This is a genomic window from Streptacidiphilus albus JL83, from assembly GCF_000744705.1.
GTDB classification, from domain to species: Bacteria; Actinomycetota; Actinomycetes; order Streptomycetales; family Streptomycetaceae; genus Streptacidiphilus; species Streptacidiphilus albus.
Window position 1 is genome coordinate 879,091 of record NZ_JQML01000001.1, and the last position, 24,327, is coordinate 903,417.

The window sequence follows — 24,327 nt, forward strand, 5'->3', positions numbered from 1 at the left end:
ACCGAGGGCTGCACGGACGGGCTCTCCTGACGCAGAGGCGGATCGTCTGATGGACCAGCGGGATCGGCTCGAAGCGGTAGCGGTCGTCGGCATGGGGTGCAAGCTCCCGGGTGCCGCCGATGTCGAGGAGTTCTGGCGGCTGCTGATGGACAATCAGGACGCGGTCACCCCGGTCCCCGAGGACCGCTTCGACGTGGCGGCCTACTACGCGGCGGAACCGGGGACACCGGGCAAGACCTGCTCCAGGCACGGCGGCTTCCTGGACGACCCCTTCGGCTTCGACCCCTCCTTCTTCGGCATCGCGCCCGCCGAGGCCCGCAGCATGGACCCGCAGCAGCGGCTGGTGCTCACCGTCGCCTGGGAGGCGGTCGAGTCGGCGGGCATCCGCCCCTCGGCGCTCGCCGCGAGCCGCACCGGGGTCTTCATCGGCCAGGCCACCGGCGACTTCAGCGAGGAGATCGACTCGGTCGAGCTCGGCATCCGCGAGGCGACCGGCAGCCGGATCCGGGCGATGGCCTCCGGCCGGCTCTCCTACGCGCTCGACCTGCGCGGCCCCAGCATGCTGGTGGACACCGCCTGCTCCTCCTCCCTGGTCGCCGTGCACCTGGCCAGGCAGAGCCTGCTCACCCGGGAGAGCACCCTCGCCATCGCCGGGGGCGTCAACGTGATCCTCTCCCCGAAGGAGGCCATCGCCTACTCCCAGGCGGGCATGCTCGCCCCGGACGGGCACTGCAAGTTCGGCGACGCCAACGCCGACGGCTTCGTCCGCAGCGAGGGGGTCGGCGTCGTCGTCCTCAAGCGGCTGGAGGACGCACTCCGCGACGGCGACCCGGTGCTCGCGCTGCTGCTCGGGAGCTCGGTCACCAACGACGGGCGCGGCAGCGGCCTGCTGCTGCAGCCCGCCGTCTCCGGGCAGACGGCCATGCTCAGCGACGCCTGCGCCAGCGCCGGCATCAACGCCGGCCAGCTGGACTACGTCGAGGCGCACGGGACCGGGACCACCGTCGGCGACAGCGTCGAACTCCGGGCGCTGGCAGCCGCGCAGGCGTCACGGGCGGCGGACCGGCCGCCGCTCGCCATCGGCTCGGTCAAGGGCAACATCGGCCACACCGAGGCGGCGGCCGGCATCGCCGGACTCATCAAGACCGTCCTGATCGCCCAGCACGGCTTACTGCCCGCCACGCTCCACCTGGAGCAGCCGACCCAGCTGCTCGCCGACGGCGAACTGCCGCTGGAGATCGTCACCAGCAACCGGCCGCTGGTGAAGGCCGGTCCGCGGGCCCTGCTCGGAGTCAGCTCCTTCGGGCTCTCCGGGACCAACGCCCATGTGGTGATCGGCGAGTACGCACCCGCCCCGGCCCCCGAACGCGCCCCCGTCCCCGCGCCGATCGGCGGCCGGCCCGAACTGCTGGTGCTCAGCGCCCGTTCGGCCGCCTCGCTGCGCGAACTGGCCCGCTCCTACGCCCAGTTCCTCGGGCCGGACGGCGCCGGTGCGGACTACGCCCTGGCCGAGGTCTGCGCCGCCGCCGCGCTGCGGCAGGACGCGCACCCGTTCCGGCTCTGGACCGCGGCCGCCTCCGCGGGGGAGCTCGCCGCCAACCTGCTCGACCTGGCCGAGGGCCGGGAGATCCCGGACGGCGGGCTGGGCGCCCCCGTCTTCGGCGCGCCCCGGAACACCGTGTTCGTCTTCCCGGGGCAGGGCTCCCAGTGGGTCGGCATGGGACGGACGCTGCTCGACAGCTCCCCGGACTTCCGACGGGCGATGGCCGCCTGCGACCGGGCCGTCCGCGAGGAGGCCGGCTGGTCCCCGCTGGAGCTGCTCACCGGAGCGGAGGAGGAGTTCCCCGACCGGATCGACCGGGTGCAGCCGCTGCTCTGGGCGGTGGAGGTGGCGCTCGCCCGGACCTGGCGGGCCATGGGCGTCCGGCCGGACGTCTGCGTCGGCCACAGCATGGGCGAAGTGGCCGCCGCCTGCGTGAGCGGCGCCCTGGACCTCCGCAGCGGGGCCGCGGTGATCTGCCGGCGCAGCCGGCTGATGCGGCGCGTCTCCGGGCAGGGGGCGATGCTGGCCGCCGAGGTGTCCGCCGAGGAGGCCCGGCGGCTGGTGGGCCCCTACGGCGACAAGGTCTGCGTCGCCGTCGAGAACTCGCCCCGGGCGACCGTCCTGGCCGGCGACGCCGAGGCACTGCACCGCATCGGCGCGGAACTGACCCGGCGCGGCGCGTTCAACCGGCTGGTGAAGGTGAACGTGGCCTCCCACTCCGCGGTGATGGACACCCTGCGCGAGGACCTGCTGCGGGAGCTCGCCCCGGTCCGCCCGCACACCGCCACCACCCCGCTGGTGTCCACGGTCCACTGCGCGCCGGTCACCGGAAGGGAGATGGACGCGTCCTACTGGATGGACAACCTGCGCCGACCGGTCCGCTTCGCCGACAGCGTGCGCCTGCTCGGCAAGGACGCCGACAACGTCTTCCTGGAGATCAGCCCGCACCCCGTGCTGCTGAGCGCGATCGAGGAGACGCTCCAGGAGGGCGGCGGCGCGTCCGGCGTCGTCGCGTCCGGCCGACGGGGGCGGGACGAACGCGTGGAGCTCACCCACGGCCTCGGCCGGCTCTTCGCGCTGGGCGGCCGGGTCGCCTGGGACCGCTGGTTCACTCCCCCGAGCCGTCAGGTCCCGCTGCCGCGCTACGCCTGGGAGAAGGCCGATCTGCCCCGCCGCGGCGGACTGCCGCAACGCTCGGAGCAGGTACGGGACTTCCCGGTGGCCCGGCAGTCGGCCGGGGTCGAGCTGCACGGACTCGCCCCCGTGCCCCCCGCGCTCTACCTCGCGTCGGTGTTCGAGGCCGCGGCGGCGGAGGGCGAGCACGACGGCTTCAGCCTGGTCGACGCCCGGCTCGGACAGGAGTTCCTCGACATCGGCGAGTTGACCGGGCTCACGGTCCGGCTCTCCGGTCCGTCGACGGGCGAGCGGCTGGTCACGGTCGAGGCGCAGACCGCCGCACCGGCCGGGACGGCCCCGTCCGTCCGTCTCCGGGGCCGGCTGCTCCCGGCCGGGGCGGCCGAGCGGCGCACCACGGCGGCACTGAACGCCGCGCTCTCGCGCTGCACCAGGTACGTCTCCGGGGCGGACTTCCTCGCCGCCGCCGAGGCCAGGGGCTACCGGATCGGCGAGCAGTTCCAGGCGGTCGAGCAGGTGTGGCGGCGCGACGGAGAGGCCGTGGCCCGGATGCGCCTCACGGCGCCGGCGGGCGGGGCGGACTGGGAGACCTGCTTCCAGCCCCTGTTGGCGGCGCTGCCCCGGTCGCTGTCCACCCGCGCGACCTACGTCCCGGTGTCCTTCGGCCGGGTGCGGCTGTTCGGCGACCTCGGCGGCGAGTTCTGGAGCCGGGCGGCCTTCCGGGTCGACGGGCCCGGGACCGCGCGCGCGGACGTCCAGGTCCTCGACCCGGCCGGGCTGCTGCTGGCCGAGTTCCGCGACCTGCGGCTGAGCCGGCTGGTGGCGCCCGCACCGACCGGCCGCCGGCGGATGGCGGCCGGCCTGCTCTCGGCCGTGGCCCGACGGCTGTCGGGCGAGCAGTCACCGCGTCAGGACCCGCTCCCGGCCCGGCCCGCGCTGCCGGCTCCGGCAACGGCAACGGCATCGGCTCCGGCTCCGGCTCAGGAGCACCGGCAGCGGACGCCCGGTGACCACCCGCCGCAGGACGCCTCGGACCGCAGCACCCCGGACCGGGTGGCCGCAGCGGCCGCCGGCGTGCTGGGCATGCCGGTGGACCGGCTGGACGCCCGTCGGCCGCTGTGCGACTACGGCCTCGACTCCCTCCTCGCCTCCCAGCTCCGCGGGCGGCTGCGCACGGCCCTGGGCATCGACCTGCCGATCGGGCGGCTGCTCGGCCCCGAGAGCCTGGAGCGGCTGGTGGCGAGCGTCGGGGCGTCACCCGCGTGACAAATAGATGAACTGATGACTATTCTTGAATTCCGATACATGTAAGGGGACTGACCTATATCGTCGGCCGGACACCCGACACCGATGACGGTCAGCGACTGGCCGCGCAGGGGAGCTGCCGTGAACGAAGAGGACCGAGCCGCCGCCGGCGCCCAACCGGGGCGCCGCGAGCGCAACAAGCAGCGAGTGCGCAGTCGGCTGTACTCGTCGGCCATGCAGCTCTTCACCGAGAAGGGGTACGAGCAGACCTCCATCGAGGAGATCGCCGAGGCCGCCGACGTGGCGCGCGGCACCTTCTTCAACTACTTCCAGCACAAGGAGGACCTGATCACCGCCTGGGGCGACTCCCGGCGCTCCCAGCTGCGCCAGGGGCTGGCCGACACGGAGGCCGACGGCGCCGACGACCTCCGCTCGACGCTGGAACGCTGCATGGGGGTGCTGGCCCGGGTCAACGAGGCGGAGCGGGAGATGTCCCGGGCCATGCTGACCGCCTGGGTGAAGGCCGGGCGTCCGCTGATCGAGGAGCCGTACGCGGGCGAGATCTTCGCGGAGACGGTCGAAGCCGCGCGCACCCGGGGCGAGACCCGCCCGGCGGTCGAGCCGCGTCAGGTGGGCAACTTCCTCCGGGACGGCTACCTCGGCACCCTCTACCGCTGGTGCCAGCAGGAGAAGGTGGACGAGGGGGACCTCCATTCGGAGCTGCTGGCACTGACCGAGATCGTCCTCTCCGGCGTCACCCTCTCCCGGGCCTGACTCCGCTCCCGGGCCTGACTCCTCTCCCGAGCCCGAGCCCCGGCCCGCGCTGAGCCTCCGTCATGTCGGCCCCGATCAGCGTTAGCCTGCGAAGGAACCGGACAGGGGGCCCGCCGGCCGCCGCGGACGATTCGGAGGTGGCCGATGACGGACCCCGCGCTCAGCCTGGTTCCGGCCCGGCTGGACCGGCTGGGCTGGTCGGGCTTCCACACCCGGCTGGTGATCGCCCTCGGCGTCGCCTGGGTGCTGGACGGCCTGGAGATCACCATCGCCGGCAATGTCACCAGCATCCTCACCCAGCCCGACACGCTGAACCTCTCCTCGGCCTCGGTGAGCTTCTCCGTCGGCACGGTGTACCTGCTGGGCGAGGTCGCCGGGGCGCTGGTCTTCGGCTGGCTCTCGGACAAGTGGGGCCGGCGCAACCTCTTCATGATCACGCTCGGGGTGTACCTGGCCGGCGGGGCGCTCACCGCCTGCACCGCCGGCCACTCCCAGGGCTGGGTGCTGTGGCTGGACGCCACCCGTTTCATCGCCGGCATGGGCATCGGCGGCGAGTACGCCGCCATCAACTCGGCCATCGACGAACTGATCCCGGCCCGCTACCGGGGCCGGGTCGACATCGCCGTCAACGGGACGTACTGGGGCGGCGCGCTGCTGGCCACCGTCTTCGTCCTGGCCGTGGTCGACCACCTGCCGGCCGGCTACGCCTGGCGGTTGGCGTTCCTGCTCGGACCCGCCCTGGGCTTCGTCGTCATCTTCGTCCGCAAGAACCTGCCGGAGAGTCCGCGCTGGCTGCTGATGCACGGCCGGGTCGAGGAGGCGGAGGCGGCGGTCCGGGAGATCGAGCGCAGCGTCGAGGCCACCGGCGGCACCCTGGCGCCGGTGGACGAGGCCAACGCCGTCCAGGTCACCCGCAGCGGCGACATCGGCTTCCTCGCCCTGGCCCGGATGCTGTTCACCCGCTACCCGGGCCGCTCGGTGCTGGGCGCGTCGCTGATGATCACTCAGTCCTTCCTCTACAACGCCATCTTCTTCACCTACACCCTGGTGCTGACCAAGATCTACCACGTCCCCAGCGGCGACACCGCGTACTACTTCCTCTTCTTCGCCCTGGGGAACCTGGCCGGCCCGCTGACCATCGGCCGGCTGTTCGACACCGTCGGCCGCCGGAAGATGATCTCCGGCACCTACTTCGTCTCCGGGTCGCTGCTGGCCGTGAGCGCCTTCCTGTTCAAGGCCGGCCTGCTCGACGCGGTCACCCAGACGGCCTGCTGGTGCGTCATCTTCTTCTTCGCCTCGGCCGGGGCCAGCGCCGCCTACCTCACCGTCAGCGAGATCTTCCCGGTGGAGGTGCGGGCCAAGGCCATCGCCGTCTTCTTCGTGATCGCCCAGTCCTTCGGCGCACTCGGCCCCTGGCTCTACGGCCGGCTGATCGGCACCGGCCAGGACCACTTCAAGCTGTTCGTCGGCTACCTGATCGGGGCCGCGGTGATGATCGTCGGGGCGGTGGTGGAGGTCCTCCTGGGCGTCGACGCCGAGGGGCGCTCGCTGGAGTCCCTCTCCGGCCCGGCCGTCAGTCCTCCCCACCCCCGTCGCCCTCGGACCTGGCGGACGCCTCCCGGCGACGGCGCAGCACGGCCCGGGTGACCAGCACCGCGACGACCGCGACCAGCAGCAGCAGGGCGTAGAGCTGGTAGCGGACCACCTCGGTGTAGACCAGGCCGATATGGGTCCCGGTGGAGTAGCCGAGTCCGGCCCAGACGCCGACCCAGAGCAGCGACCCGAGCACGTTGTAGACGCCGAAGCGGCGCCAGTCCATCCCGGAGATCCCGGCCAGCACTCCGCTGGTCTGGCGCAGGCCGTCGAGGAACCGGGCGAACAGCAGGACCTTGCCGCCGTTGCGGACGAAGAAGGCCTCCACCGGGGCGAACCGCTTCGGCGGCAGCAGAACGTAGCGCCCGTAGCGGTGGACGAAGGCCCGCCCGCCGACCCGGCCGACCAGGTACGCCAGCGCGGCGCCGACCACCGCGCCGGCGAACGCGGTCCCGACCACGCCCGGCAGGCTGAGGGCGCCCGCGCCGGCGTAGACGGCGGCGGCCGTCAGCAGGGTCTGCCCGGGCACCGGCACCAGGCAGTTGTCCAGCAGCACCAGCAGGAACACCGCCGCGTAGCCGTAGTGCTCCAGCAGCGGGGCGAGCCGCGCCAGCGCGCCGGGCAGTTCGGGGGTCATCGGCGCCTCCTCGACCGGGGAAGGTCACCCTACCCGCGCCGAGGGCCCACAATCCGTAGCCCGGCGCGCGCCGTCCGCGCGCCGTCGGCACCCGCTCAGTGGCCGCCCGACGTGCGGGTCCGGCGCCTGCCGCCGCGCGGGGACGCCGCCAGCAGGGCGTGGATCCGGTGGCCCACCTGCTCGGCGTCGAGCAGCGGTTCCAGGAAGGGCAGCCGCACGTCGCGGTGGTCCCGGTGGTGCTCCAGGCGCAGCACGATCCCGTGCCGGTCCAGCGCGAGCGGGGTCACCGCGGCCACCCCGAGCATCAGGTAGGGGTCGAGCAGCCGGGTCAGGGCGGCGACGTGGTCCTGGTGGCCCTCGACCAGGTGGAGCAGCAGCCCCGACTCGTGGCGGGCGATCGGGTCGGGCTCGGCGGCGGCCAGTTCCCGGGGGTCGACCAGGGTGTCGGCGCCGCCGGTGTCCAGCGCCACCTGGCGCGGCTCCAGCAGCAGAGCGGCGGTGGCGTCACCGGTCGCCCCGTCGGCCGGGTGCAGCCAGCCGGTGATCCGGACCTGCGCGCGCACCCGCTGCCGCACGGCCAGCGGCGCGAGATCGGTCCACTGGAGCAGGGCCGGCATCCCCGGACCGGCCGCGTGCTCCGTCTCCCGGACGAGGCGGATGTCCGCGGGCGTCCGCAGCCGGATGCCGTCCTCGGCGAATCCGACCAGGTCGGGTCCGAAGAGGTCGTGCTGCTGGCTGTTGGCGAGCACGGTCAGCGAGTGCGCGGCTCCGAGCACGCTGCGGACCCGCTCGGCGGGGGACGGTTCGACGGCACGGTTCCCGGTGGAATCCACTCGGCCCTCCTAGATTTAGGTAAGGCTAACCTAATCTAAAACCCCATCGGTTGACCACTCCCCGCCCGCGCCGGGCGCGCCGCCGCGCCGCCGACGCGGCGTCAGCGGGGCCCCGGGTCAGCGGTCCTGGGCGACCAGCCGGGCGGCGTAGTGGTGCCGCCAGGACATGACCCCGGCCACCCGCAGGCCCGCCTCGGAGGCGGCCGCGTCGAGGCTGTCCCGATCCACCCACACCCAGTCGAACCAGCTGCTGACGGTCTCCCCCAGGCGCAGCCGCAGCCGGGCGTCGCCGGGGTAGCGGCCGGCCCGGCGCCGCTCGGCGACGAACTCCCCGTGCGGGCCGGTGGCCTGCCGCCAGTCGATGCTGGTCACGATCAACTGGCCGCCCGGGCGCAGCGCCGTGGCCAGCGCCCCCAGGAAGCCGGGCACCCGGGCCACCGCCCCGGCGATCCCGAGGTTGGCCCCGAGCGCGGTCACCGCCGCGTACCCGGCGCCGACCGGCGGCCGCCAGGCGTCGCCGACCCGGCAGTCGACCCCGGCCCTGGTCGCCAGCTCGACGGCGGCCGGGCAGGAGTCGATCCCGGTCGCCTCGATGCCGCGGTCGCGGAGCAGCTCGACATGGCGTCCGGTGGCGCAGCCGATGTCCAGCACCGGGCCGCCGGTGATCCAGTCCAGCGCGGCCACGTCGGTCGGCGGCGGCGCGGCCGGGTCGCGCAGCCACCAGTCGAGGTGGGCCCGGTTGCGGAACCCGTCGCAGCGCTCGATCTCCAGCACCTCGGGCCCCGGGGCGGTCAGCGCCCGCCGCATGACGTCGTCCGGGCCGAGTTCGCACACAACCTGACTCGGACGCCCAATTACCCCGGGCACTGAATTCTGCATGTTGACTCCACTTCCTCGGAGTTATACCGTTCTTCCAGCGGTCGATGGAAAAGGGTGGGCCCATGTTCAGCAGTCAACACCTCCACGGTAAATTCACAGGCGATTCCGCCGAATACCACCGGTTCATCGACGAGCTCTTCTCCCACCGGGTCAGGAACACATTCTCCACCATTCCGTTCTACCGCGAACACCTGGCCGCGCAGGGGCTCACCCCGGACGACTTCCGGGGGATTTCCGACCTGGCGAAGCTGCCGGTGGCGGACCGCTCCACGGTGCAGGGCCGGGACACCGGGACGTTCGTCAGCGCGGCCGCGCTCGCGGCCGGGCTGCCGAAGCCCGCGTACACCTCGGGGACCAGCGGGGAGCCGCTCAAGCTGTATGCCAGCCGGGACTTCTACATCGCCTCCTTCCACCTGATGCAGCTGGCCTACGGCGGCTCGGTGCCCTTCACCGCCTCCTGCCTCTCCGAGGTCGACCGGGCGCTTCCCGAGCAGGACGGCTGCCAGGTCCACTTCATCGCGCGGAGCAACAGCGTCAGCCAGCTGTACGACCGGCTCCGGGAGATCGGGCCGCAGGTCGCCCTGCTCGGCCCGCGCCGCTGGCGCAAGCTGGTCGAGCAGTACGGCCATGGGCTGGCCGGGCTGAACCTGGTGGTGGCCGGCTCTGCGGGGGCGGCGTCGACCCCGGAGGAGCGGGCCTATCTGAGCACCTTCGTCGGCTGCCCGGTGGTGGACATGTACGGCGCCACCGAGCTCGGCGGCGCCGTCTTCGAGTGCCCGCAGGGCCGGGAGCACGTCCTGGCGCACCACAACTACCTGGAGATCCTCGACGACGACGACCGGCCGACGGCGCCGGGGGAACCGGGGCACCTGGTCTGGACGGCGCTGGACAACTCGATCATGCCGTTCATCCGCTACCGGATCGGCGACACCGGGGAATTCGCCGTCGACCAGGAATGCGGCTGCGACTGGAACGGACCCGTCGTCCAGGGCATCGGCGGCAAGACCAGGGAAAAGATCGTGTTCGCCGGCGGAATGACGGTCAGCGCCTACCGGCTCAATGTCGCGGTGCACCGCACGCCGGGGCCGCCGCTGTTCGACGACTACCGTTTCCGGCAGGAGGAATTCGACCTCATCAGCCTGTCGGCGGTGCGGTCGCGTTTCTTCGGGGAGGAGGAGTTCCGAGGGCTCCTCGCCCGTATCGACCGACTGCTCGGCGGCCATATCAGGATCGAGACGACCTGGGTCGACGAGATCGACCAGCCGATCGACAAGCCGATTCATTTCGTCCCGCTGGGCCGGTCGCCCCGGGGTGCGGCGGTCGGCGCCCCGGCTAGCCCTTGACATCGAAGTGGCGGGCCCAGGCCGCGAAGCAGCTGACCCGCCACAGCCGGAGCACCTCGGTCTTGGTCGGCCGGTCGGATGCGCCGCCGTCGAGTGCCGTGGCGGCGAGCCCGGCCGCGTCCAACAGGCCGGGCCACTCGGCGGCGGCGTGGTCGGCCTCCTCCCGGAGCCGGTCCAGCGAGCCGAGCAGCCAGGTCAGCTCCACGCTGGAGTAGCTCCTCTTCTCGGCCGGCCGCAGCAGCGGCTCCGGCACCAGCCCCTGGGCCGCCAGCCGCAGCACGTACTTGGTGCGCCCGTCGACCAGCTTGTGGGCACTGCCGAGCCCCATCGCCAGCTCGACCAGCCGCTGGTCCAGGAAGGGCGACCGGGCCTCCTGGCCGAAGGCCGCGCCGATCTCCCGGTTGTAGCGCAGCAGGATCGGCAGGGCGCCGTAGCGCAGGTGGTGCCGGCAGAGTTCACCGAAGGACCGGATCTCCGGGAAGCGGTCGTCCCGCATGGCGTCGAGCCCGGCGGGCCGGGCCTCCTCCGCCAGCCAGCCCAGCTCGGACGACAGGTCCCGCCCCGGCGCGAAGAGCTCGGCCGGGTGGGAGGTGCTGAGGAACGGCAGCCCGGGCACCGCTCGGCCCGCCGCGAGCGGTTCGAACGAGGGGCGCCAGGGGACGTAGCCGCCGAGCAGTTCGTCGGAGCCCACGCCGTCCAGCGTCACCCGCACCCCGTGGGCGGCCATCGCCTCGCAGGCGGCCCAGTGCGCGGCCGCGATGGAGCGCTCGTAGGGGACCTCCAGGGCGCCGAGCAGTTCCTCCCGGCGGCCCAGCAGATCCTCACCGGTGACCTCGACCCGGTGGTGCGGCGCCTGCCGGCGGGCCGCCACCTCGGCGACGATCTCCAGCTGGTCGTGCTCGGGCAGGCCGAAGCACGCCTTGTAGGAGGGGACCGGGGTGAACGCCGCGATGGTGGAGCTGTCGATCCCCCCGGAGAGCAGCAGCGCGGTGTCCGGCGCCGCCGCGGCGGTCCGGACCGCCTCGCGCAGCCGCTCCCGGAACTCGTCGGCCGCCTCCGCCGCACCGATGTCCAGCGTGCCCGGCTCGGGGAGCCGGCACCACGGACGGACGGCGGCAGCGGCCGCACCGGGGCGCAGGCCGCCCGCGTCCAGCTCTAGCACGGAGCCCGGCGGCAGCTGGTGGACCCCCTCGATCAGGGTGTCCTGGTCCTGGTCGGTGAAGCCGTTGACCAGGAAGTCCATCGCCGCCGACCGGTTCAGCCGCCGACTGCCGCTGTCGGCCAGGTCCATCATCCGGGTGGCGAAGCCGATGCCCTGCCCCTCCTGCGACCAGTAGCCGGTCCTCAGGCCGAGCCGGTCCCGGCCCAGGGTCAGCCGCTTGCGCCGGTCGTCCCACAGGGCGAAGACGAACAGGCCGTCGGCGGACGCCAGCCCGGGCAGCCCGTGCTCGGCGAGGATGGCGAGCAGCGTCCCGCCGTCGGTCCGGCCGGGGCGGCCCACCGGGCGCAGCAGGCTGCCCGCGAAGGCGAGGGTGTAGGGGCCCAGGCTCACCGGGGCGGTCCGCCCGCCCCAGGTCGGGGCGCGGTCGTCGCCGGTCCACCGGCACAGATGGTCGTCCATCAGAACAGCTGCCTCTCACGGTCGGACGAAAGCACCGAGCCCTGCTCGGAGTGCGGCGCGGACGCGCTCACCGGAAGCACGAAGGGGAACAGGTTGAGCCGCCGCCAGCGGGGGAAGCCCTCGGGGCGCAGCGAGGCGGCGGAGCAGCGCCCGCTCGCCGTCACCGTGTAGCCGCGCCCGCCGAAGCGCAGCGCGACCGTCACCTCGGGCGGCTGCCGGGCCGCCCGGCCGACCCGCTCCAGTGCCTCGAAGAAGAAGTACGGGCGGTACTCGTAGTCCTGCGGGTGGGAGAGCACGGTGAGCGCGAGTTCGGCGGCGCCGTCCGCGGCGTCGATCCCGTCCGCGTCCGGCAGCCCCTCGATCCGCTCCACGGTCAGGTACCGGGCCTGGTTCGAGCGGTGCCAGGGCGCCGGGAACACCAGGTGGTTCCAGTCCTTGCAGTGCAGATTGCTGAACATGGTCATGCTGAACTCGGTCTTGAGGCCGAGGTAGGGGGCCAGCCCGTTGCCGGTGTAGAGCACCAGCAGGACGGCGGCGGCCGGCCAGTAGCGGCCCGGGTCCGGCGCTTCGGGACGCCAGGCGGAGGGGCCGGCCAGGGTCTGGGCCAGCTCCAGTACGAACCACGCGGTGAGCACCCCGAAGCAGCTCTGGATGACCCAGGCCGGTCCCCGGCGCCGGTACGGGAGCTGCCAGTTGGCCCGGCGCGGGGTGATCAGCCACACCATCGCGCAGGCGACCGCGCCGGCGGCCGCGAAGAGCGGGACGGAGTGCGGCCAGGGCCAGGTCGAGCTCTGCGCGTCGAGCAGGAACGCCGCCAGGCCCGCGTACATGACGGCGGAGAAGTTCACGATGCCGAGCAGGGCGAGCCCGAAGTGGAAGGCGATCCCGGCGAGCACGCCGACATTGCGGGTCTGCGGCACGATCAGCAGGACCGGGATGCCCAGCTCGTACACCAGCGTGCTGACCACCGCGTAGCGCCGCACCAGGTCGACCAGGTACGGCGCCTCCAGGCCCCGGTCCCAGCACATGAAGGCGGCGAAGTTGCCGGCGTAGCCGTCGAGGCTCAGGAAGCTCCGGTTGAGCTTGTGGGTGAACGCCAGCAGGTAGGTGGCGATCATCAGCCACTGGACGCCGACCAGCAGCAGCGCCCGGCTCTCCGCCGCGCTGCCCCCGGCCAGCCGCACCCCGTCCGCCGCCAGGGCGGCGGCCAGGAAGAAGGCGCTGAGCACCAGGTGGTTGGAGACCCGGAGCGAATAGCTCGCGATCACCAGGAGCAGCAGCACGAAGACCGCCAGGTGCGCCGCGACGGCGTCCGGCTGGACCGCCGTCCAGCCGCAGGCCGCCATGAACACCAGGTGCAGGGCGTAGTGCACGCGCGAGCCGAGCCGCAGTCCCAGGGTCGGGACGAAGCAGCGTTTCAGGTACTCCTCGCCGTCCCGGGTGAGGTAGAGCAGTTCATGGGCCAGCAGTGCCAGGGCGAGCAGTCTGATGACGGTCACCGCGGTCGGCGCCCCGAGACGACGGCGTAGAGGCCGAAGGCCTGGTCGGCGCCGACGTCCTCGAAGCCGGCCGCGGTCAGCAAGGCCGCCAGCTCGCTCCGGGTGTACTGCTTGCCCCGGTGGCTGAGCAGCATGGTGACCGACAGGCAGGCCGCCGCGAGCGGGCCGTCCTTCCGCTCGTCCAGCGGCAGTTCGTGGACGAGCACCGTGCCGCCCGGCCGCAGCGCGGCGTAGGCGCGGCGGGCCAGCTCCGCGCAGGTGGCCGGGTCCCAGTTGTGCCAGACGCTGGCGAACAGCACCGCGTCCTGCTCCCCGGGCCAGGGCCGGTCGCCCAGCATGTCCAGGTCGACCGTGCGGACCCGGTCGCCGAGCCCGGCGGCGGCGATCCGCTCCTCCCCCAGCCGGCACACCGGTCCGCGGTCCAGGACCGCGCACGCCAGGCCGGGGTGGGCGCGGGCGACGGCGATCGCCAGCGATCCCGAGCCGCCCGCGACGTCGAGGAACCGCCGGGCCCCGGCCAGCGCCGGATGCGCGGCCAGCGCCCCGGCGGCGGGCCGGGCGAAGGCCGCCATCCGCTCGGTGAAGTCGCGGACCTCCTCGTCGGGGAGCAGCGCCACGTCGCCGGCCAACGGCGTGATCGCCGCGTCCTCCTGGCTCGACGCCCGGCGCAGCGCGGTCAGCGCGGGATCGTCCGGGTGGAGGAAGCGTCCCCGGTAGAACTCGCCCGAGCGCAGCAGGTAGGTGGCCGCGACCTCGGTGAGCGCGAAGCCGCCGTCGGCGTCCGCCGCCAGCAGCCCCAGCGCCGCCGCCACGGCCAGTACCGCCTCGGCGGCGCGGGGGTGACGCCCAGCCGGGCGGCGATCTCGGCGGCGCCGGCCGGTCGCTCCACGAGCAGCTCGAACAGGCCCAGGTCCATGGCCAGTTGCGTCACCGGCAGGACATGGCGTCCGTGCCGCAGTTCGAGCAGCAGCGCGTCGTCGGCGACGACCGGGGCGCTCCGGAGTGTGTTCGACGGCGTCACGGCTGCTCCACCCAGTTCTCGTACATCGGCCGGAGCAGTTCGGGCAGCGCCTCGAACTGGGCCCGGGTCAGCAGCGGGGCGCTGTTGCCCCGCCCCTCCGTCAGCTCCTCCACCAGCCGGGCGTCGACCGAGCCCGGCCGCCGGACCTCCAGGTTCAGCCACCACGGCGCGTACCTGACGGCCAGCGCGACCCGGGTCTGCCCGGAGTCGTTGGGCGCCACCGCGTGCCAGAGCCGGGCGTCGAAGAGGATGGCGCTGCCGCGCCGACCGGTGATCTGCAGCTCGCCCGGCTGCGAGGCCGCGGCCAGCTCGTCGTTCTCGCCCGTCGGGTTGCCCGGACGGCGGTGGCTGCCCGGGACGACGAGCGTGCCGCCGTTCTCCTCGGTGAAGTCGGTCACCATGTACAGCGCCGAGAGGTGCATCATCATGTCCCCGTAGGGCTGCGGGACGTGCGCCGCGATCGTCTGGTTGTAGGGCCAGTCGCAGTGCCAGAAGCCGCGCTCGGCACCGGGGAAGGTCACGATGCCGAAGTCGCTGGACACCCGCACGTAGTTGCCGAGCAGCCCCTGGACGACCCCGAACACCCGCTCCTCGGCGATGAACGAGGCGTGCGCGCCCAGTCGCGCGACGATGGCGGCGGCCTTGGAGACCCGGTCGTAGCGGGTGGTGTCGGTGCTGCCGTTGCTGGTCCGGGTCCACGATGCGCCGCGCGCCCGGGCCTGGGCCTGCTCCTCGGCGAGGATCAGGTCGTGCACCACGGGGATCTCGGACTCGGGAATGACCCCGGGCACCACGCACCATCCGTGCTCGCGGATCCGGGCGACGTAGGAGGCGGTATCGGTCGGGGCGGGATCGGTGGGGGCGGTATCGCGAAGGTCGGCCGACATGGTCACTGGGCGCTCCCCTAGATTTCGAGAAGGTCGGGAAATTCTCCGCGGCCGTAGCTGCGCACGGCGCCTTCGGTCTGCTCGACCGTGAGCTCGTTGAAGATGTGGAGCCGGTTCTGGTAGAGCGCCCGGATCCGGTCGCCCGCGCCCTCGGTGGACCACTGCTCCATCAGCAGGGCGGTGTAGCCGATGTGCCGCACCTCGTCCCCGACCAGGCTCTCCAGAATGCGGCGCGAGGTCGGCTTGCCCTCCTCGGGCGCGAATCCGTGGATGATCGGGGCGAACAGGTGCATGTGCAGCCGGGTGCGGATCTCGCCGATGTTCATCTGCACCAGATGGTCGATCAGGTGCTCGTGCGGAACCGGGGCGGGCGTCTTGACCAGCGGCCGGTTGCGGATGTCCGGCATGGCGCCGGCCAGTTGCGCTCCCGCGCCGGGCGGCAGGAACTCGGGGAACGCCGCCTCGGTCAGCCGGACGAAGAGCCGCGAGTGGGCGGACTCGTCCCTGGCGTGCTGGAGGACCTGCTCGGCGGCCGAGTCGTCGTGCTGGACGCCCTGCCACAGCGTGAACAGCTTCTCCGAACCCTCGCTCTCCGCCGGGCCGTTGGCCAGGGTGACGCGGGCGGCGTAGCCGGGGACGGTGGTGGCGCAGTGCCAGAAGAACTCGGCGTACCGCGGCCGGGTGAACACCGGCTGCACGTCGTGGAAGGCGGCGGTCAGCGCGTCGGTGTAGTGCGGGAGTTCGTGGTCGGTGTATTCCCGGGCCACTTCCAGCAGCTGGTCGACGTAGTTTTCCGGGCAGACGTGCTTCACGTAGTCGCGCACGGCGCTCCGTGAGAGCACATCGCGATCGCTGGCGGAGGTCTCGATGCTGTTCGTCATTGTCCGCGTCCCTGCAGCGTAGTGGGGCGTGAGGGAGTGGTCCGGGGCGGCCGCGAACGGCCGCCCCGGACCTCAAGGCCTACAGCGACGCCTGACCGGGCTCCACGAAGTGCGCGTTCCACGCACGGTAGGACGCCTCGAACTCGCTCGGCTCGGTGAAGTGCGCGTTCCACGCACGGTAGGAGCCCTCGAACTCGCCGGGCTCGGTGAAGTGCGCGTTCCACGCGCGGTAGGACTTCTCGAACTGCTCCATGTCCTCGGGGACCACGGTGGCGATGGCTGCCAGCGTGTCCTCCTGCTCCTGCGACAGCTCGAAACTAAGGGTGCTGGACGACTTCATAGAGATTTCCTCCTGGTCGTTTACTGCCTTGTTCGACGGCGCCGACAGCGCTTCGGAGCAGGTCGGGCGCGGTACCGACGCCCGCCCCGGACTCCGTGCGGACTCGCCGTCCGCTTGCAGCCACCAGCCTGGCCACTGCTCGTCTATCGTCCGTAAACGGGAAATCAACGCGCTGGTCAGAGCCCCGGCGTCGGCGCCGGGCCGCGCGGCCCGGCGCTCACGATGCCCCGCCCGACCCCGAACGGCCCGCTTCCTCGGGACATCCCGCCGTCGCGCGGTCCCTCAGCAGGTGGGCACACCGGCGAGCCAGGCGGGGCCCCTGAGGTAGATGTTGGTCATCCAGCTGCCGTCGGACAGCTTCGACCAGGCGTCGTTGGTGTAGCCGCCGGCGGTCACCCGCTGGGCGTGCTCCTGGCAGACCACGGAGACCCGGGTGGGACGCGGAAAGAGGTCCCGCGCCGGGGCGTCGACGCTGGGTGCGGCATGCGTCCGCACATCGGTGCCCCAGGTGTCGAACCGGGTGCCGGCGCCGCCGGGCGGCGGCGTGCCCCCGCAGTCGGGGACCCCCACCAGCCAGGCGGGGCCCTTGAGGTAGATGTTGGTCATCCAGCTGCCGTCGGACAGCTTCGACCAGGCGTCGTTGGTGTAGCCGCCGGCGGTCACCCGCTGGGCGTGCTCCTGGCAGACCACGCCGACCTGCGTCGGTCCGGCGAAGCGGTCCACCGCCGGGGCGCCGGTGCTGGGCGCGGTATGGGTCCGCACATCGGTGCCCCAGGTCTGGAAGACCGCGCCCCCGTCGGCGGGCGGCGGGGTCGGGTTGCCCGGCGAGCCGGCCAGCCGGACGGCTCCGGCGTACCCGTCGTACAGCCGCACCGGGGTCGCCCGGACACGGGTGCCCGACTCGTAGGCCTCGACCATCCGGCCGGCCCCGAGGTACATCGCCACATGGTGCACGTAGCCGCCGCTCTGCCAGAACAGCAGGTCGCCCGGCAGCAGCGGCGCCGTGCCCTGCCCCGCCGAGAACCGGGCCACGCCGAGCGGGCTGCGGTGGTCGTCGGACGCGGTGCCGTCGAGGATGTCCCGGCCCGTCGCCCGGTAGTACGCGTACCGCACCAGCCCCGAGCAGTCGAAGCCCTCACGGCTGCCGTCGTTCCGGCTGGCCGGATCGTGCCCGTCGTAGTAGCCCAGGGTCTCCCCCGGCACCGCCCCGTGCCCGCCGCCCCAGGTGTACCAGACGCCGATCTGCGCGCAGGCGGCCTCGACCGCCGCCTGGGCAGTGGCCGAGGCGCCGTCGGCGAGCACCCCGCAACCGGCGGCCGGCACGGCCCGCGCCGGCTGCGCCGGAGCCGTCGCCACCGCGAAGGCGGCGGCGCACACCACCGCGATCGCACCGGCGACGGGTCCCCGGAGTCGAGTGCCTCCCATGGAAAACTCCCTGCCGGACCGGGCGGACCGCTCCGCCGAAGGACGAGCTGCTTTACCGGCCCATCCTGTCGTGTACGACCGACATCTCCGCGCAGGCCCGCCGGGGAATTCCGGGCGTGCCGCGATCGGCCTACCGGCGGCACCGCTCGGGAACGAATCGGAACCGGATCGGGCCCGCGTCGGCGGACGGACCGGTACCGAATCGTGGGCATCCGAAGGGTTACCTCACCTGGTGCCATATGCTCCGGATGCAGACGTTCCTGCTCGGCTGCCGGTGGGCGGGTCTGTCACGCACCGTCCTGTCCGCGTTGCCTGGAGGATCGTCTCGTATGCCTCGTCCCATCCGTGTTGCCATCGTCGGTGCCGGTCCCGCCGGCATCTACGCCGCCGACGCGCTGATGAAGTCCGACGCCGCCCAGGAACCGGGGGTGTCGATCGACCTGTTCGAGCGGATGCCCGCACCGTTCGGACTGATCCGCTACGGCGTGGCGCCCGACCACCCGCGGATCAAGGGCATCGTGACCGCGCTGCACCAGGTGCTCGACAAGCCCCAGCTGCGGCTCTTCGGCAATGTGGACTACCCGGCCGACATCACCCTGGACGAGCTGCACTCCTTCTACGACGCCGTGGTCTTCTCCACCGGCGCGATGGCCGACCGGGCCCTGGACATACCCGGCAGCGAACTCGACGGCTCCTACGGCGCCGCCGACTTCGTCTCCTGGTACGACGGCCACCCGGACGTGCCGCGCACCTGGCCGCTGGAGGCCGAGAAGGTCGCCGTGCTCGGGGTCGGCAACGTGGCCCTGGACGTGGCCCGGATCCTGGCCAAGACCGCCGACGAGCTGCTGCCCACCGACATCCCGGCCAACGTCCACGCCGGCCTGGCGCAGAACAAGGCCGTCGAGGTGCACGTCTTCGGTCGGCGCGGCCCGGCGCAGGCCAAGTTCAGCCCGATGGAGCTGCGCGAGCTGGACCACTCGCCCACCATCGAGGTGATCGTCAACCCCGAGGACATCGACTACGACGAGGGGTCGATCTCCACCCGGCGCGGCAACAAGCAGGCCGACATGGTCGCCTCCACCCTGGAGAACTGGGCCATCCGCGACGTCGGCGACCGCCCGCACAAGCTCTTCCTGCACTTCTTCGAGTCCCCGCAGGAGATCGTCGGCGCGGACGGCCGCGTGGTCGGGCTGCGCACCGAGCGCACCGAGCTGGACGGCACCGGCAACGTCCGCGGCACCGGCAACGTCACCGACTGGGACGTCCAGGCCGTCTACCGGGCGGTCGGCTACTACTCCGACGAGCTGCCCAAGCTGCCCTTCGACCCGGCCTCCGGCACCGTCCCCAACCGGGCGGGCCGGGTGCTGGCCGCCGACGACAGCCACCAGACCGCGGTCTACGTCACCGGCTGGATCAAGCGCGGCCCGGTCGGCCTGATCGGCCACACCAAGGGCGACGCCAACGAGACCGTCGCCTGCCTCCTCGACGACCACGCCAACGGCCGGCTCCCCGGCGCCGAGCTGCCGGAGCCGGAGGCGGTGACCGCCTTCCTGGAGCAGCGCGGCGTCCGCTACACCACCTGGGACGGCTGGCACCGGCTCGACGCCCACGAGCGGGCGCTGGGCGAGGCCGAGGGCCGCGAGCGGATCAAGGTCGTCGAGCGCGAGTCCATGCTCCGCGCCAGCGGCGCCTGACCAGCGACCGCACCGCGCTGCGCTGAGCCCCCGCCCGGGCTCAGCGCAGCGCGGCCCGGGTGAGGGTGGTCGCGGTGCCGACCAGGCTGGCGATGGCCTGCTCGGCTTCGAGCCCGTAGAGATCGGTCAGGTTGAACAGCGCCTCGGCGCTGACCACGACGGCCAGTCCGCGCTTCAACTGCTCCAGTTCCTCCCGTCGGCCCGTCCCGGCCAGCGGCGCCAGCGCATGCTCGATCAGGCCGAAGCGCAGCCCCGGGCGGCTGCCCTGCGCGGGCCGGGCGACGGTGCCCGCGATCATGGCGCGGACCACGCCCTGCCGGGCGAGCACATGGCGCAGCAGGAACTCGGTCGCGGCGGCCACCCGCTCCACCGGGTCCTCGGAGTGCTCGACCGGTGCCAGCGCCTGCTCCGGCGTGGGCAGCTGCCCGGCGATGGCCTCCCGCAACAGGCTGACCAGGTCCGGGAAGTAGCGGTAGGCGGTGGCCTCGGAGACCAGCGCGGCCCGGGCGATCTCGGGCATGCCGACCTCGCGGCCGGTGCCGGCCAGGTCGGCGGCGGCCTGCACGATCGCGCTGCGGGTGCGCAGCTTCTGATTGGCACGGCCGGCTGTGGTCGGCGAGGTCATGGGTCCACCCTTCTTTCGATCGACCGACGGGGCAGCAAGTCCACCTCCATGACGAGAGGTGGCTTGCATCATAAAACGAGAGCCTCCTGGAGTGCCCGGCGGGCACCCCGGCCCGGTCACGCCAGGGACGGCCGCACCACCGTGTCGACGAAGTCGCCGATGGCCCCGAGGGTGCGGCCCGGCTGCTCGATGTGCGGGAAGTGCCCGGCCTCGGCGACCGGCACGAAGTGCCCCTGCGGGAAGGAGTCCGCGTAGGCGCGGCCGTACTCCAGCGGGGCGACGCCGTCCTGCTCGCCCCAGACCACCAGCACCGGAACGGTGACCCGGCGCAGCCGGCGCCGCAGCTTGGGGTCGTGGCTCCAGGCCGGGCCCGCGTACATCGCCAGGGCCTGCTGGTTGGCGGCCATCCCGGCCCGCTGCTCGTCGCTGAACGAGGCGAAGTCGGGGCGGAAGGCGGCGTTGGCGAAGGACAGCTTGCTCAGCTCCGCCGGTGCGACGCCCCGGGTGTCGAGGATCTCGTCCGCGCGGCCGACCCGGATGCCGACCGCGTTGAGCAGGGTCAGGCAGCCGATCCGGCCCCGGGTGTCGCGCAGCGCCATCTCGGCGGCGATCCAGCCGCCTATCGAGCTGCCGACGACCATGACCCCGGTGAGGTCGAGCGCGTCGAGCAGGTCGAGGTAGGCCACCGCCAGGTCGGCGACGGAGTCGCACCACTCCGGCCGGGGCCGGCCGTCGAAGCCGGGGTGGGTCGGGGTGAGCACCCGGGCGTGCTCGGACAGCGCGCCGGCCAGTCCGGCCATGGAGCGCGGGCCGGCCCCGCCGTGCAGCAGCAGGACGGCGGTCCCGGCCGTGCCGTCCCCCTGCTCGTCGACGGTGATGCTCAGGCCTTCGCCGAGCTCGATGGTCCGGGCCGGGCGGGCGGTTGCGGTGGTCATGATGTGGTCCCTCTGCTCGGAGTATGGCTGGAGTCGACCCGCTCCATGCGAGGCGTCTCTCATGAGAGTAGTTCGCTCGCACGACTCATGCAAGTGCACTCTCACGACAGGGGTCCGCGCGCCGAGTTGTCGGCCTGCGGGCGCGGAGTCAGGCTGAACCCATGGAGCCGGAGACCGGGAGCGAGGAGGAGCGCGCGCTAATGGACTGGGCGTTCCGGCAGTCCTCGATCCCGCTGTCGGTCTTCGACACGGAGCAGCGCTACCTGCGGCTGAACGAGGCCGCAGGCGTGGCGATGGGCGCCGACGAGGCGGCCCTGCGGGGCCACGCCTTCCCGTTCGGCGCATCGGAGGAGGACGCCCGCGGGATGCTGGAGGCGCTGCGCAGCGTGGCCGAGCACGGCCGGCCGCTGCGCTACGAGGTCTTCGCCCGCGCACCCGCCGAGGAGCGCGAGCACGCCTGGAACCTGGAGATCTGGCCGATCCGGGACGAGGCCGGCCGGGTCTGCGCGATCGGGACGGCCTCGTTCGACAGCAGCGAGCAGCACTGGGCCCGGCAGCGGCTGGCCGTGCTGGACGAGGCGGCCGTCTCGATCGGGACCACGCTGGACCTCGGCCGCACCGCCGAGGAACTGGCCCGGCTGGTCGTCCCCAGGTTCGCCGACTTCGCCAGCATCGACCTGCTGGAGCCGGTGCTGCGCGGCGAGGAACCGGAGAACGGGCCGCCGCAGTCGCCGGTCGTGCTCTGCCGGATGGCACACCTGTCGACCGTCCCGGGCACCCCGGAGGCGGTCGTCGGCGTGGGCAGCGCCACCACCCATCCGCCGTTCTCCCCGCCCGCCAAGGCGCTCCGGTCCGGGCTGGCGGTGGTCAGCGCCAGCGGCGACCCGGACTTCGACCGGTGGATCGCGGACGAGCCCGCGCGGGCGCAGCGGATGCGCGGCTGGACGGTCACCTCGCTGATCGCGGTCCCGCTGATCGCGCGCGGCACCACCCTCGGTGTCGCGGTGATGCTGCGCACCCGGCCCGACCCGTTCACCGAGGACGACTTCACCCTGGCCAAGGAGCTCGCCAGCCGCGCGGCCGTCTGCGTGGACAACGCCCGCCGCTACACCCGCGAGCGCTCCGCCGCGCTGACCCTGCAGGAGAGCCTGCTGCCGCGCGGCCCCTCCCGGCAGTCGGCGGTGGAGGTCGCCAGCCGCTACCTGCCGACCGACTCGCTGGCCGGCATCGGCGGGGACTGGTTCGACGTCATCCCGCTCTCCGGCGCCCGGGTCGCGCTGGTGGTGGGCGACGTGGTCGGCCACGGCATCCACGCCGCCGCGACCATGGGCAAACTGCGGACGGCGGTGCAGACCCTGGCCGACGTCGACCTGCCGCCGGACGAGCTGCTGGCCCACCTGGACGACCTGGTGCTGCGGCTCGGCAGCGAGGACGAGCGCGGCGAGGAGGAGAGCGGCGCCGCTGCCCGCCCCCGGAGCGGCGAGACCGGCGCGACCTGCCTCTACGCCGTCTACGACCCGGTCTCGCGGAACCTGACCGCCGCCAGCGCCGGCCACCCGCCCCCGGTGCTGGTCATGCCTGACGGCAGCACCAGCGTCCTCGCGCTGACCGCCGGACCGGTGCTCGGCGTCGGCGGACTGCCGTTCGAGGCCACCGAGCTGCAGCTGCCCGAGGGCTCGCTGGTCGCCCTCTACTCGGACGGGCTGGTCGGGACCATCGACCACGACCCCGACCTCGGCATCGCCCGGCTCCGGGCGACCCTGGCCGCACCGGCCGCGGCCCGCGACCCCTCGCTGGAGACGGAGTGCGACCGGGTCCTCGCCGAGCTGCTGCCGGCCCACCCCACCGACGACGTCGCGCTGGTGCTGGCCCGCACCCGAGCCCTGGACGCCGACCACGTCCGGGCCTGGGACCTCGCCCCCGACTTCGCGGGCGTCGCCCAGGCCCGCCGGCTGACCCTGGCCCAGCTCGACGCCTGGGGGCTGTCGGAGGCCGGCTTCGTCACCGAACTCGTCGTCAGCGAGCTGGTCACCAACGCGATCCGCTACGGCGCCGAGCCGATCCAGCTGCGCCTGATCCACGACCGCTCGCTGATCTGCGAGGTCTCCGACGGCAACCCCACCTCGCCGCACCTGCGCCGCGCCCGGATCCTGGACGAGGGCGGCCGGGGCCTGCTCCTGGTCGCCCAGCTCACCACCAGCTGGGGCACCCGGCACACCCCCACCGGCAAGACCATCTGGACCGAACAGAAACTGGGCTGAGCCGAGCCCACTCCCTCCGCACCGGGTGCATACTGTGGACCAATAGCACGCGGCGCGTGTCATTGTGCCGTGGTCCGGAGCGACGTCAGGAACCAGTCCCATGCGCACCAATGACGCCCAGATGCTGGTGCTCTGCACCCTCGCCGAGGGGCCGTTGCACGGGTATGCCGTCAACACCGCGATCGAGCGGCTGACCGGCAGCCGGCTCGGCCGGGGCAGCCTCTCCGGAGCACTCGTCCGGCTGCGGGACAAGGAGTTGGTCGAGTACCTGGACGTCCAGGGGCGGCAGCGCCCGCTGCAACTCACCACCGCCGGGCGGGCGCTGCTGGAGCGGGAGGTACGGTCCGTTGCAGAGTTCGCCGGGCGGATGTTCGAGGCGACCGTGCCGGACCGGACCGCCTACCAGGACCGGCTCGCCGCCACCGACACCGTCCGCTCGTACAAGGCGTCGATGCTCGGGATGCTCGCCCTCGGGTCCGGTGGCACCGTGCTGGACCTGGGCTGCGGCCCCGGCATCGACCTGGGCCCGCTGGCCGGGGCCGTCGGCCCCTACGGCCGGGTCCTCGGCATCGACCACGACGGGACGGCGGTGGACCGGGCACGCGCCCGGACCGGGCACCTGCCCCAGGTGGAGGTGGTACTGGGCGATCTGCACAGCCTGCCGCTGGCCGACGGCAGCGTCGACGGCGCGCGCACCGACCGGGTGCTCCAGCACGTCGAGGACCCGGCGCGGGCGCTGGCCGAGGCCTACCGGGTGCTGCGTCCGGGCGCGCGACTGGTGATGGCCGAGCCCGACTGGGAGTCACTCTCCATCGACCACCCCGACCTCGCCGTGGTGCGCGGCTACACCCGGCACCTCACCGACCGGATCGTCCGCAACGGGGCCATCGGCCGGCAGCTGCCCCGACTGGCCGCGGCCGCCGGGTTCACCGTGCCGACGGTCACCCCGGTGCCCACCGTCTTCCGCGATCTCACCGCGGCCGACCAGGTCCTGGGGCTCCAGCGCAACACCGAGCGCGCCGTGACCGCCGGCTACCTCACCGCGGCGCAGGGGCGCAGCCTGCTCGACCACCTGGCGCACCAGCCGGTCTTCGCCTCGGTCACGCTCCACATCACCACCGCCGAGGTCCCGACAGCAGCCTGACGGCGGCACGCCT

General features: G+C 73.2%; 19 protein-coding genes. 7 read left to right on the forward strand and 12 right to left on the reverse strand.

The genetic code is table 11. The annotated features are described in order from the left end of the window. The first annotated feature begins 49 nt into the window (after positions 1–49). The 3 genes from BS75_RS03975 (at position 50) to BS75_RS03985 (ending at position 6,343) form a co-directional block, all read left to right on the forward strand. Positions 50–3,943, forward strand: coding sequence for a type I polyketide synthase (locus tag BS75_RS03975; protein ID WP_052069155.1), 3,894 nt, complete (start codon positions 50–52; stop codon positions 3,941–3,943). A gap of 120 nt (positions 3,944–4,063) precedes the next feature. After that, complete coding sequence (locus tag BS75_RS03980) at positions 4,064–4,696, forward strand: TetR/AcrR family transcriptional regulator (RefSeq protein ID WP_052069156.1); 633 nt, start codon at positions 4,064–4,066, stop codon at positions 4,694–4,696. Between the two features lie 144 nt (positions 4,697–4,840). Further along, complete coding sequence (locus BS75_RS03985; protein WP_034087199.1) at positions 4,841–6,343, forward strand: MFS transporter; 1,503 nt, start codon at positions 4,841–4,843, stop codon at positions 6,341–6,343. Here the strand turns inward: BS75_RS03985 and BS75_RS03990 are convergent. From BS75_RS03990 to BS75_RS04000, 3 genes are all read right to left on the reverse strand, one after another. Further along, positions 6,270–6,926 (reverse strand): DedA family protein, encoded by a 657-nt coding sequence (locus BS75_RS03990; protein WP_034087200.1) that lies wholly within the window; start codon positions 6,924–6,926, stop codon positions 6,270–6,272. The genes BS75_RS03985 and BS75_RS03990 overlap by 74 nt on opposite strands. A 95-nt stretch (positions 6,927–7,021) precedes the next feature. After that, positions 7,022–7,759 carry a DUF2470 domain-containing protein gene (locus BS75_RS47785; RefSeq protein WP_034087201.1) on the reverse strand — a complete coding sequence of 246 codons (738 nt, stop codon included), beginning with the start codon at positions 7,757–7,759 and terminating at the stop codon, positions 7,022–7,024. A gap of 117 nt (positions 7,760–7,876) precedes the next feature. Further along, entirely contained in the window at positions 7,877–8,593 is a 717-nt protein-coding gene (locus BS75_RS04000) for a class I SAM-dependent methyltransferase (RefSeq protein WP_052069157.1), read from the reverse strand. A 107-nt stretch (positions 8,594–8,700) separates the two neighbouring features. Between BS75_RS04000 and BS75_RS04005 the strand changes: the two genes are divergently transcribed. Next, positions 8,701–9,981, forward strand: a complete 1,281-nt coding sequence (locus BS75_RS04005; protein WP_034087202.1) for a phenylacetate--CoA ligase family protein — start codon at positions 8,701–8,703, stop codon at positions 9,979–9,981. Here BS75_RS04005 and BS75_RS04010 read toward each other — a convergent pair. From BS75_RS04010 to BS75_RS04040, 7 genes are all read right to left on the reverse strand, one after another. After that, positions 9,971–11,602, reverse strand: coding sequence for an asparagine synthetase B family protein (locus BS75_RS04010; protein WP_034087203.1), 1,632 nt, complete (start codon positions 11,600–11,602; stop codon positions 9,971–9,973). The genes BS75_RS04005 and BS75_RS04010 overlap by 11 nt on opposite strands. Next, positions 11,602–13,101, reverse strand: a complete 1,500-nt coding sequence (locus BS75_RS04015) for a hypothetical protein (protein ID WP_034087204.1) — start codon at positions 13,099–13,101, stop codon at positions 11,602–11,604. The genes BS75_RS04010 and BS75_RS04015 overlap by 1 nt, the downstream gene beginning before the upstream one ends. After that, positions 13,098–13,913: a methyltransferase gene (locus tag BS75_RS43890; protein ID WP_052069158.1), complete on the reverse strand. Its 816-nt coding sequence runs from the start codon at positions 13,911–13,913 to the stop codon at positions 13,098–13,100. Before BS75_RS43890 ends, BS75_RS04015 begins: the two co-directional genes overlap by 4 nt. Positions 13,914–14,118: 205 nt before the next feature. Beyond that, on the reverse strand, positions 14,119–15,009 hold the full coding sequence (locus BS75_RS04025) for a phytanoyl-CoA dioxygenase family protein (protein WP_152645883.1): 891 nt from the start codon (positions 15,007–15,009) through the stop codon (positions 14,119–14,121). 17 nt (positions 15,010–15,026) lie between these two features. After that, complete coding sequence (locus tag BS75_RS04030) at positions 15,027–15,890, reverse strand: hypothetical protein (RefSeq protein WP_034087205.1); 864 nt, start codon at positions 15,888–15,890, stop codon at positions 15,027–15,029. A gap of 79 nt (positions 15,891–15,969) precedes the next feature. Beyond that, the gene (locus BS75_RS04035; protein WP_034087206.1) at positions 15,970–16,230 is read right to left on the reverse strand and encodes a hypothetical protein; all 261 of its coding nucleotides are present in this window, start codon (positions 16,228–16,230) and stop codon (positions 15,970–15,972) included. A 282-nt stretch (positions 16,231–16,512) separates the two neighbouring features. Then, complete coding sequence (locus tag BS75_RS04040) at positions 16,513–17,655, reverse strand: C40 family peptidase (RefSeq protein ID WP_034087207.1); 1,143 nt, start codon at positions 17,653–17,655, stop codon at positions 16,513–16,515. A 329-nt stretch (positions 17,656–17,984) separates the two neighbouring features. On the opposite strand from BS75_RS04040, the gene BS75_RS04045 reads away from it, so the two are divergent. Next, positions 17,985–19,349 (forward strand): FAD-dependent oxidoreductase, encoded by a 1,365-nt coding sequence (locus tag BS75_RS04045; protein WP_034087208.1) that lies wholly within the window; start codon positions 17,985–17,987, stop codon positions 19,347–19,349. Between the two features lie 40 nt (positions 19,350–19,389). Here BS75_RS04045 and BS75_RS04050 read toward each other — a convergent pair whose 3' ends face one another. Together BS75_RS04050 and BS75_RS04055 are read right to left on the reverse strand one after the other, a co-directional pair. After that, positions 19,390–19,974 (reverse strand): TetR/AcrR family transcriptional regulator, encoded by a 585-nt coding sequence (locus tag BS75_RS04050; protein WP_034087209.1) that lies wholly within the window; start codon positions 19,972–19,974, stop codon positions 19,390–19,392. A 116-nt stretch (positions 19,975–20,090) separates the two neighbouring features. After that, the gene (locus tag BS75_RS04055; RefSeq protein WP_081982087.1) at positions 20,091–20,909 is read right to left on the reverse strand and encodes an alpha/beta fold hydrolase; all 819 of its coding nucleotides are present in this window, start codon (positions 20,907–20,909) and stop codon (positions 20,091–20,093) included. 161 nt (positions 20,910–21,070) lie between these two features. Between BS75_RS04055 and BS75_RS04060 the strand changes: the two genes are divergently transcribed. After that, positions 21,071–23,170: an ATP-binding SpoIIE family protein phosphatase gene (locus BS75_RS04060; RefSeq protein ID WP_034087210.1), complete on the forward strand. Its 2,100-nt coding sequence runs from the start codon at positions 21,071–21,073 to the stop codon at positions 23,168–23,170. Between the two features lie 100 nt (positions 23,171–23,270). Beyond that, positions 23,271–24,314, forward strand: coding sequence for a methyltransferase domain-containing protein (locus BS75_RS04065; RefSeq protein WP_034087211.1), 1,044 nt, complete (start codon positions 23,271–23,273; stop codon positions 24,312–24,314). Positions 24,315–24,327: the final 13 nt, after the last annotated feature.

Excerpts from the sequence above, each read along its gene's own strand:
- BS75_RS03975 (WP_052069155.1), top strand. The coding sequence starts at position 50 with ATGGACCAGCGGGATCGGCTCGAAGCGGTAGCGGTCGTCGGCATGGGG.
- BS75_RS03985 (WP_034087199.1), top strand. The coding sequence starts at position 4,841 with ATGACGGACCCCGCGCTCAGCCTGGTTCCGGCCCGGCTGGACCGGCTG.
- BS75_RS03990 (WP_034087200.1), bottom strand. The coding sequence starts at position 6,926 with ATGACCCCCGAACTGCCCGGCGCGCTGGCGCGGCTCGCCCCGCTGCTG.
- BS75_RS04005 (WP_034087202.1), top strand. The coding sequence starts at position 8,701 with ATGTTCAGCAGTCAACACCTCCACGGTAAATTCACAGGCGATTCCGCC.
- BS75_RS04010 (WP_034087203.1), bottom strand. The coding sequence starts at position 11,602 with ATGGACGACCATCTGTGCCGGTGGACCGGCGACGACCGCGCCCCGACC.
- BS75_RS04025 (WP_152645883.1), bottom strand. The coding sequence starts at position 15,009 with ATGTCGGCCGACCTTCGCGATACCGCCCCCACCGATCCCGCCCCGACC.
- BS75_RS04030 (WP_034087205.1), bottom strand. The coding sequence starts at position 15,890 with ATGACGAACAGCATCGAGACCTCCGCCAGCGATCGCGATGTGCTCTCA.
- BS75_RS04035 (WP_034087206.1), bottom strand. The coding sequence starts at position 16,230 with ATGAAGTCGTCCAGCACCCTTAGTTTCGAGCTGTCGCAGGAGCAGGAG.
- BS75_RS04040 (WP_034087207.1), bottom strand. The coding sequence starts at position 17,655 with ATGGGAGGCACTCGACTCCGGGGACCCGTCGCCGGTGCGATCGCGGTG.
- BS75_RS04045 (WP_034087208.1), top strand. The coding sequence starts at position 17,985 with ATGCCTCGTCCCATCCGTGTTGCCATCGTCGGTGCCGGTCCCGCCGGC.
- BS75_RS04050 (WP_034087209.1), bottom strand. The coding sequence starts at position 19,974 with ATGACCTCGCCGACCACAGCCGGCCGTGCCAATCAGAAGCTGCGCACC.
- BS75_RS04055 (WP_081982087.1), bottom strand. The coding sequence starts at position 20,909 with ATGACCACCGCAACCGCCCGCCCGGCCCGGACCATCGAGCTCGGCGAA.
- BS75_RS04060 (WP_034087210.1), top strand. The coding sequence starts at position 21,071 with ATGGAGCCGGAGACCGGGAGCGAGGAGGAGCGCGCGCTAATGGACTGG.
- BS75_RS04065 (WP_034087211.1), top strand. The coding sequence starts at position 23,271 with ATGCGCACCAATGACGCCCAGATGCTGGTGCTCTGCACCCTCGCCGAG.